The organism is uncultured Campylobacter sp., from assembly GCF_937890585.1.
In the GTDB taxonomy this organism is placed as follows: Bacteria; Campylobacterota; Campylobacteria; order Campylobacterales; family Campylobacteraceae; genus Campylobacter_A.
In genome coordinates this window covers 1-8,297 of sequence record NZ_CALACG010000201.1, presented here as the reverse complement: position 1 = coordinate 8,297, position 8,297 = coordinate 1, and the positions used below count along the sequence as shown (strand labels likewise).

At 40.6% G+C, this 8,297-nt stretch carries 12 protein-coding genes; 10 read left to right on the top strand and 2 right to left on the bottom strand.

Annotation, left to right across the window (positions count from 1 at the left end; all coding sequences use genetic code 11):
- The 9 genes from ccsA to Q0296_RS05895 form a co-directional block, all read left to right on the top strand.
- The coding region (ccsA, locus tag Q0296_RS05935) for a cytochrome c biogenesis protein CcsA (RefSeq protein ID WP_298037975.1) at nucleotides 1-1,093 on the top strand (1,093 nt) is incomplete at its 5' end.
- Nucleotides 1,094-1,098: 5 nt separating this feature from the next.
- Nucleotides 1,099-1,926 (top strand): tetratricopeptide repeat protein, encoded by an 828-nt coding sequence (locus tag Q0296_RS05930; protein ID WP_298037972.1) that lies wholly within the window; start codon nucleotides 1,099-1,101, stop codon nucleotides 1,924-1,926.
- Complete coding sequence (locus tag Q0296_RS05925; RefSeq protein ID WP_298037970.1) at nucleotides 1,923-2,474, top strand: hypothetical protein; 552 nt, start codon at nucleotides 1,923-1,925, stop codon at nucleotides 2,472-2,474. Before Q0296_RS05930 ends, Q0296_RS05925 begins: the two co-directional genes overlap by 4 nt.
- 18 nt (nucleotides 2,475-2,492) lie before the next feature.
- Nucleotides 2,493-3,611, top strand: coding sequence for a nitrous oxide reductase accessory protein NosL (locus tag Q0296_RS05920; RefSeq protein WP_298037967.1), 1,119 nt, complete (start codon nucleotides 2,493-2,495; stop codon nucleotides 3,609-3,611).
- A 1-nt stretch (nucleotide 3,612) separates the two neighbouring features.
- Nucleotides 3,613-3,798 carry a hypothetical protein gene (locus Q0296_RS05915; protein ID WP_298037964.1) on the top strand — a complete coding sequence of 62 codons (186 nt, stop codon included), beginning with the start codon at nucleotides 3,613-3,615 and terminating at the stop codon, nucleotides 3,796-3,798.
- Nucleotides 3,788-4,897: an FtsX-like permease family protein gene (locus tag Q0296_RS05910; protein WP_298037962.1), complete on the top strand. Its 1,110-nt coding sequence runs from the start codon at nucleotides 3,788-3,790 to the stop codon at nucleotides 4,895-4,897. The genes Q0296_RS05915 and Q0296_RS05910 overlap by 11 nt, the downstream gene beginning before the upstream one ends.
- Entirely contained in the window at nucleotides 4,894-5,562 is a 669-nt protein-coding gene (locus Q0296_RS05905) for an ABC transporter ATP-binding protein (protein WP_298037960.1), read from the top strand. The genes Q0296_RS05910 and Q0296_RS05905 overlap by 4 nt, the downstream gene beginning before the upstream one ends.
- Entirely contained in the window at nucleotides 5,559-6,512 is a 954-nt protein-coding gene (locus tag Q0296_RS05900) for a hypothetical protein (protein ID WP_298037957.1), read from the top strand. The genes Q0296_RS05905 and Q0296_RS05900 overlap by 4 nt, the downstream gene beginning before the upstream one ends.
- Entirely contained in the window at nucleotides 6,509-7,018 is a 510-nt protein-coding gene (locus Q0296_RS05895; RefSeq protein ID WP_298037954.1) for a hypothetical protein, read from the top strand. Before Q0296_RS05900 ends, Q0296_RS05895 begins: the two co-directional genes overlap by 4 nt.
- A gap of 10 nt (nucleotides 7,019-7,028) precedes the next feature.
- On the opposite strand, the gene Q0296_RS05890 is transcribed toward Q0296_RS05895, so the two are convergent.
- Complete coding sequence (locus Q0296_RS05890) at nucleotides 7,029-7,613, bottom strand: tetratricopeptide repeat protein (RefSeq protein WP_298037952.1); 585 nt, start codon at nucleotides 7,611-7,613, stop codon at nucleotides 7,029-7,031.
- A 54-nt stretch (nucleotides 7,614-7,667) separates the two neighbouring features.
- Between Q0296_RS05890 and Q0296_RS05885 the strand changes: the two genes are divergently transcribed.
- The gene (locus Q0296_RS05885) at nucleotides 7,668-7,799 is read left to right on the top strand and encodes a hypothetical protein (RefSeq protein WP_298037949.1); all 132 of its coding nucleotides are present in this window, start codon (nucleotides 7,668-7,670) and stop codon (nucleotides 7,797-7,799) included.
- A gap of 50 nt (nucleotides 7,800-7,849) precedes the next feature.
- Here Q0296_RS05885 and Q0296_RS05880 read toward each other — a convergent pair.
- A partial coding sequence (locus Q0296_RS05880; RefSeq protein WP_298037946.1) for a tetratricopeptide repeat protein occupies nucleotides 7,850-8,297 on the bottom strand: 448 nt, incomplete at its 5' end.

The window sequence follows — 8,297 nt, the reverse complement described above, 5'->3', positions numbered from 1 at the left end:
GTTTAAGAGCGTTTTAGGAGCTTACATAGAAAATTTAAGCCTTTGCGTAAAAAGTGGCGAGTGCGCGGATGCTGATAAGAGTTTAGAGCAAATTTCAAACTATCAAAGAAGCACTCTAGGCTCTCTTGCGCCAAGCGAGGCAAAGGTGGAGCTTGAAGTGCTTTATAACCAAATGGAGATATTTAAATTTCTCATCTATTTTTACATGATCCTAGCTCTTGCTTCGCTCGCCCTTGGCTTTTATAGGCTATTTTTTGGGAGGAAATTTAGATTTGAAAGAGCACTTAGCCTTGCATTTTTCACTGCCTTTGCGGTGCATGCTCTAAATTTAGCCCTACGCGCTTACATCTCAGGTCACGCACCTTGGAGCGATGCTTATGAGAGTTTAGTCTATATCTCGCTTATAAGCGTGCTAGCTGGAGTGCTATTTTTCAAGCATCAAAGCTTCGCACTAGGCGCTGCTTCGCTCTTTGCAAGTGTTAGCTTGCTCGTTGCTCATCTAAATTTTATAAACCCACAGATAACAAATTTAGTCCCAGTTTTAAAGTCATTTTGGCTTAGCGTGCACGTAAGCGTCATCACAGCAAGCTACGGCTTTTTGGGCTTTGGCTTTGTGCTGGGGCTTGTGGGACTTATCTTGATGGCTCTAAAAAATGACAAAAACGAGCAAAAGCTTAGCGAGCAGATAAGATACCTCGCCGCCACCGACGAGCTAAGCCTCATCATAGGTCTTAGTCTGCTAACGATCGGAAATTTCCTTGGTGGCGTCTGGGCGAACGAGAGCTGGGGCAGATACTGGGGCTGGGACAGCAAAGAGAGCTGGTCATACATAACGATCATCGTCTATGCTATCGTGCTTCACTTGAGATTTATGCCAAGTCTCAAAGGTGTTTTTGTATTTTTAGTCGCTAGTGTGCTATCATTTGCCTCGGTGATATTTACATATTTTGGTGTAAATTTCTACCTTAGCGGACTTCACTCATACGCAAATGGTGAAGGATTTGGCGTTTCAGGGCTAATATACTTGATCTTAGCGGCTCTTGCCTTGCTGATCGCCCTAGCCTACCGCGGCAGAGATATAAAAGTAGTTTAGGAGATATGATGAAGAAGAGTTTGGTTTTATTGGTTGCTAGTTTGTGCGTTTTAAATGCTGGCTACATCAAAGAGGCTTTAAGCGCAAAAGACGATCACAACAAGTTAGCGCAAATTTATGAAGATGCTTGCGATAAAGAGAAAAAGGTATCAGGCTGCTACAACCTAGCTGTGCTTTACAGCAGGGGTGACGGCAACGTCAAAAAGGACGAGGCAAGGGCGGCGATGCTTTATGAAAAGGCTTGCGATCAAAATTTCTCTATGGCTTGCAGCAACCTTGGCTATGTATATGAAAAGGGCAAAGGCGTAGAAAAAGACCTAGCAAAAGCGGTCAAACTATATGAAAAAGCATGTAGCGATAACGAGGGCTGCACCGAGCTTGGCTTGCTTTATGCAAATGGCACTGGTGTAGAAAAAGACCTAAAAAAGGCAAAAGAGCTCTATGAAAAGGCTTGCAAAGCAGGGGACGGCATGGGATGTAGCAACCTTGGCTACCTATACGCTCAGGGCGAAGGCGTCGAGAAAGACTACGCAAAAGCTAAAGCAAACTACGAGATGGCTTGCGCAAACGAAGCTGGCATAGGATGTGACAACCTTGGCTTTTTATATGTCTATGCACAAGGCGTCGATCAAAATTTAACAAAAGCGACAAAGCTTTACGAGCAAGCGTGCATATATGGATATGAAAAAGGCTGCAACAACTACGCTATCATGCTAGCTGAGGGCAAAGGCGTGAAAGAGGACGTAGAAAAAGCACGTGAAATTTTCACTAAAAGCTGCAAAAATGGCCTAAAAGAGGCTTGCGAGAATTTGGAAATTTTAGGAAAACATTGATATCTTTCATGAGCTGGGGCAATATGCAGGCGAGCCTTGAAGCGCTATATCTGCTTGATAACGCTTTGACGGAGCCTGATGAGGAGCACTTAAGGCTCATTTCTAAGACAAAAGGCGAAAATAGCCTAAGATATAAAGTAGATAACGGGCAGGGTGATCTGCTAGATGTGATATTTACGAGTGAGGCGGTGCTGGTTAGAGGGTTTGATCATGAAAATGAGCTAAATTCGCTAAGTGCTGGCTCTGACAAAAGCGTAGTAGAGCAAATTTATAGTGGCGAGGCTGCTAAATTTCGCTCTTACTTCTTGCCAGATGAGATAGAGCAAACGACCTTTTTTATCTGGTATGACGGCGCAGAGCATCAAAATTTAGTAGGTGGCAACAACGGCGGACGTTGGCTGCTTGGATACGCCTTTGATGATTTTGCTAAATTTAGCGACTTTGTCAAGGGTTATTATGATATAAATTTTGGTGATGAAATTTTAAAAAAGCTATATGAAAAAGGCGAGTTATCGCAAGAAAATATAAAAATGCTAAAAAAGAGTTAATATACTAAAGGAGATGATATGATTTTACGTTCTGTTTTGGGTTCTGCACTACTTGCTAGCCTACTTTTTGCTACTTGCACGCATGATCACGGTGCAGCCGCTAATAAAATGCAGCCTATGTTTCAAAGCGTCGAACCTAGCAAAGCTACTTTGGTAGGAAGTGGCGAAGGCAAAGAGTACTGCGCAGTTTGCGGTATGAATTTGGTTAAATTTTATAAAACAAACCACGTTTATAACGGCAAACAAGTAGCGTCACTACACTGCTTATATGAGCTCACAGAAGGCAAGATCCCAAGCGAGGCGCAAGTCGTTGATACTAAAAATTTAAATTTGATCGACGTAAACAAGGCGTTTTACGTAGTTGGCAGTAGCGTCAAAGGCACAATGACTAGAAATAGCAAATACGCCTTCTCAACTGAGGCCGACGCGAAAGAATTTCAAGCAGCAAATGGCGGCGAGATAATGAACTTTGCCAAAGCTTACGAGATCGCTGGACAAGACTTTGCAGGCGATAATAAGATGATCAAAGCCAAGCGTGAGGACGGCGTTTACGCACATGGTAAGGAATTTTACGAGGCAAACTGCGACAAAACTGATCCAAAAAACTTTAAGGCTATCTCTGAGCTAAAAGCTCACCTTAAAAAAGTATGCGACGTAAAAGAGGCTAACAAAGCTCCAGAGTACGACAAACACTTACAAGCTGCAGCTCTTTATCTATGGGACGCTCCAGCAAATTTAGGCAAAGAGGGCAAAGAGGCTAAGGCTAAAAAACCTGAGAGGATAGTCGTGCCAGAGGGTACGAGATGTGCAGTGTGCGGTATGATCGTGAAAAATTCTCCATGGGCGACACTTATCAAGGCTGATGGCAAGGACTATTACTTTGACGGCGTAAAAGATATGGCGCAGTTTTACTATACAAACGATAAGATGAAAGAGGCTTATGTGAGTGATTATTACACGCTTGAAAAGCTCGATGCAAAAGAGGCGTTTTACGTGCATGGCTCAAACGTTTTTGGACCGATGGGCGAGGAATTTATCCCATTTAAAGACGAAGCAAAGGCTCAGAGCTTTATGAAAGATCACGCTGGCAAAGGTGTCATAAAATTTGACGAGATAAAGACTTATATCGGTAAATAAAGTGAAATTTCTAGCATTTTTGGCGTTATTTTTTGGACTCTCTTACACGCTTTTAGCGGCGCACTACCTTAGCTTTGACCACAAAGCAAAGCAAGATGAGCTAAGAGAAATTTCAAAGATAACAAGGACAAATGCCGCTTTTAGCTTCAACCAAAAGGGGCAAAAAGGCTTTGTATATGATAGGTAAGAATTTTATAAACTACGCTGTGGTCCTACTCTTTAAAGACAAAAAGGACCACCTTTTTAGCTTTTGTCTATTTGCGCTCATTATCTTTGTGCTAAGCTCGGTGCTTTTCATCTCTGGCTCGATCCAGCATGATCTTATAAGCTTAGTAAAGGATAGATCAAGTATCGTAGTTAGCGCGTTTCGTGCTGGCAAAAGAGACCTCATACACCCTGGCTACATCTACGACATCTCAAAGATCGATGGCGTGGCTGACGTTAGGGGCGTGGTTGATGGGGAGTACTACTTCGTGCAAAAGCGCGTTTGGTTTCATCTATATGAGGATGATAGCCTAAAAGAAGACGAGATGATCGTTGGCGAGGGCGTAAAGGCGGCTATGAATGAGCTTTACTACGACGAGAGCTTTAATTTCTTAACAGAACAGCGCATGATACCAGTAAAAATTCTAAAAACCATGCCAAAACAAAGCGGTCTTATCTCAAATAACGCGATATTTTTACACCCAAATACCTTGCGAGCTATCTTAAATTTAAAAGACGAAGAGTATACAAAGCTCTATGTAGACGTGCCAAATACAGACGAGATCAGCCAAGTGGCTTTGAAAATAGAGAATTTATATCCAAATTCATTTGCTCTTAGCATAGAAGACGAGGTGGCAAAAGTAAGGCACCTTTACTACTATAAGGGCGGAATTTTTATGAGCATTTATGTTAGCGTTATGCTAATATTTTTCGTGCTACTAAAAAACCAAATTTCACTTGCCTATGGTAGTAAAAAGCGCGAGATAGCCATTTTGCGAAGTATTGGCTTTTGTATAAAAGAGATCATTTTTTTAAAATTTATACAAAATTTCATCGTTAGCGTTAGCGCATTTTTGCTTGGTGTTATGTTGGCTTATCTCTTTGTATTTGTTTTAAATGCTCCGTTTTTAAAAGGTATATTTTTAGGCGATGAGCTTTTAAATTTTACAAATTTCACGCCTATTTTGGAGTTTGATAAGCTCTTTTTGATATTTGTCTTTGGCGTCATACCATTTTTGGCATTTGTGCTTATCCCATCGTGGCGTGTGGCGTGTGGCGACATAAATGAGGGACTCAAATGATAAACATTAGAGGCGTTAGCCTAGTCTATAACCAAGGCAAACAAAATGAGTTTTGCGCTCTAAAAAATATAAATTTAGATGTTAATAACGGCGAGTTAGTGATACTAAAAGGCGTTAGCGGAAGTGGTAAAAGCACCCTGCTTTCGCTCATAGCCCTACTTCAAAAGCCAACTAGCGGGGAAATTTTGATAGACGGCACTAACATCGCAAAGTTGCCTGACGCATTTTGCTCCGAGCTTAGACATAAAAGGCTTGGGCTTGTTTTTCAAAATTTTAACCTCATAGAGGGCTTAAGCGTCTATGAAAATTTGTTAGCTCCGTTTGCTCTAACAAATTTCAAGGCAAATGCGCGTGAGGAGATGATAAAAAGGGCTCTTGAGCTTGCAAATATCGCTCACAAAAGAGATGAAAACGTATCAAATTTAAGCGGTGGCGAGCGTCAAAGATGTGCGGTGGCTAGGGCTTTGTCAATGGACGCTGACATTATATTGGCTGATGAGCCAACGGCAAATTTAGATAGGGATAACGCACGTGCGTTTTTGGGTTTGTTAGAGTCATTTAAGGCGCTTAAAAAAAGTGTCATAGTCGCCACTCACGATAGCATTTTTGACGAGCTAAAGGCGACAGATAGGGTTGTAAGCTTACAAAACGGAGAGATAGTATGAGCGTATTTTTATCAAACGCCGTTATCGCCTTTTTGTTAGCGGAGTTTGTGCTGTTAGTTTTGATGAGTATTTCGCTATTTTACGTCGTTAGGATCGTTAGATCATGGGACTATAACGCGCTAACATCGCTTCAATACTCACTTGAAAAGCAAAACTACCTTGTAAATACGATCTTGCTCTTTAGCATCTGTACAAAGATTGTTTTGTTTATATTTTTCGCACTTTGTCTAAACGAGCTCTCTGACATCGTGCCAGGGGCTATGTGCTCGGCTGGCGTGATCGGCTCAAATAAATTTGGTGGCATCTTGATGCTCACTAAAATTTTGCTGATATTTGGGCTTGGTATCTGGCTGGTTATAAACAAGCTTGACTTGCAGGCTCTAAATTTCCCATATCTAAAGAAAAAATATGCCATTTTCATCTGCCTTTTTGTGATGATACTGCTCGAGCTTGGCATAGAAATTTCGTTTTTTTATAACATCCCGCTAAAAGTGCCAGTCTTTTGCTGCTCTGTCACTTTTCAAGCTCCAAAGCTCCCTTTTGGCTATACAAATTTTGGCTTAGTGAGCGTATTTTTCGTGCTATTTTTTGTCATTTTGGCGCTAAATTTCTTAAAGCAGAGCATGGCAAGCTTTGTGGCAAATTTGCTATTTTTGGTGCTTAGTTACTACGCTATCACCTACTTTTTTGGGCTTTACGTCTACGAGCAGCCAAATCACAAGTGCCCATACTGCATGCTAAGAAGCGACTATTATTACGTTGGCTACCTCATCTGGGGCAGTTTATTTTTGGGCGTTTTTTACGGCCTTATGCCATATCTTGTGGAGATCATCACAAAGACAAACTACTCGCACAAGCTTAAATTTTCATCGATCTGGCTAAGTGTTTGCGTGCTGATCTGCTCGCTTTACGTGCTCAAATACTATTTGTTAAGAGGATTTTTATTTTGATAAAGCAAATTTTTTCTCTTTGTTTGTTGGCTCTAGTCTTAGCCGTTCTAGCCTATAATGCCGACATAAGTGACGATAAAATTTTAGTTTCACATAGCGACAAATCAGAGCCGATCGAGGTGCTCACGCCAAATAAATATATATGTTATGAGAGCAGAACACTCATCGCTGATAATAACGACACGGCACAGGCTATCATGCCAAATGGCGACATCTACTTCTTTAACGACATCACAAATTCTTTCATCTGGTATATGGCACAAAAGAGCAAAGATAAGATCAAGTTATATGTCTATTCAAGAGATACAAACCGCTACATCCCAGCGCAAGATGCCTGGTACTCGAGGGTCGATATCACGCCGATGGGGTACGGCATAGGGGCGTATGAGTTTCACACGTATGGCATAAACGACAACTACTTTAAAGAGGTCTTGCTCTACGCAGCACGCGGCGAAACACTGCTAAATCCATACATAAACATCCTACTTTCAGAAAATAAGATATAAATTTACGAAGTTAGTCGATTTGTTTTAGATGATTGATCGTTTTAATCATAGTTTTAAATATGATCTCAATCTTTTCATCATTATCATCTGTGGCAATCATTTTATTAAGATAGTCGCACCCATCTTGGAAACCTAGAGCGCAAGCTTTAAAAACGTATCTTTTTGCCGAGTCATAGTCCTGCTTTACGCCTTTGCCTAGTGCATATAAGGCACCTAAGTTATGGCAAGCTTCGGCGATGTTGCCGTCGCAAGCCTTTTTATATAGCTCGATAGCCTTGTTGTAGTCTTGTTCTACCCCTTGATCTTTTATATATAAAACACCTAAATTTAGGCAACTACCAACAAATCCACCATCGCATGATCGTTTATATAGCTCGGCTGCTTTGTGATAGTCTTGTTTTACACCTTGAGCATCTTCATATAAAACTCCTAAGTTATGACAAGCTCGAGCAACATTATCGTCGCAAGCTTTTTGCCATTGCTTGGCGGCTTTATCAAACTCGCCTTTGTTGTAAGCCTCAAGCCCAAGCTCAAAAAGATCTTTAGAGAAGCCAGTAGTAAGTAAGATCACAGATAAAAGAATAATCTTTTTCATTTCTTCTTCATTTTTATAAATTTAATTTGCCTCTTTGTTAGAGAAACAAGCCTGATGTTAGTGTATAAATTTCACACCTATGGCATAAACGACAACTACTTTAAAGAGGTCTTGCTCTACGCAGCACGTGGCGAAACACTCATAAATCCATATATAAACATCCTACTTTCAGAAAATAAGATATAAATTTAGAGAAGCTCTAAATTTGTTAGAGCTTGCTTGTTTGATTTTAGGTGTCAAAAGCCTTTTTCGTTTAATTTTTTGTAAAAATCACACCCCACTTGATCACCCAAATCACAAGCCTTGCCAAAATATTCTTTTGCAGTGTGATAGTTTTGTCTTAAGCCTTGTCCTTTTTCATGTATAACTCCCAAATTAAAGCAACCTGTAGCATGTCCACTATTACAAGCTTTTTTATATAGCTCAGCTGCTTTATAGCGATCCTGTCTTAAGCCCTGTCCGTTATCGTATAAAACTCCCAAGTTATAACAACCCTTAATATCTCCACTATTACAAGCTTTTTCAAATAGCTTAGCTGCCTTGTGATAGTCTTGTTTTATTCTAAAGCTATTTGTATATAAAAGTCCTAAATTGTAACAACTCTTAGAAAAATTACCATCACAAGCTTTTTCAAATAGCTTGGCTGCTTTCAAATAGCTTGGCTCTACTCCTATACCTGTCTCT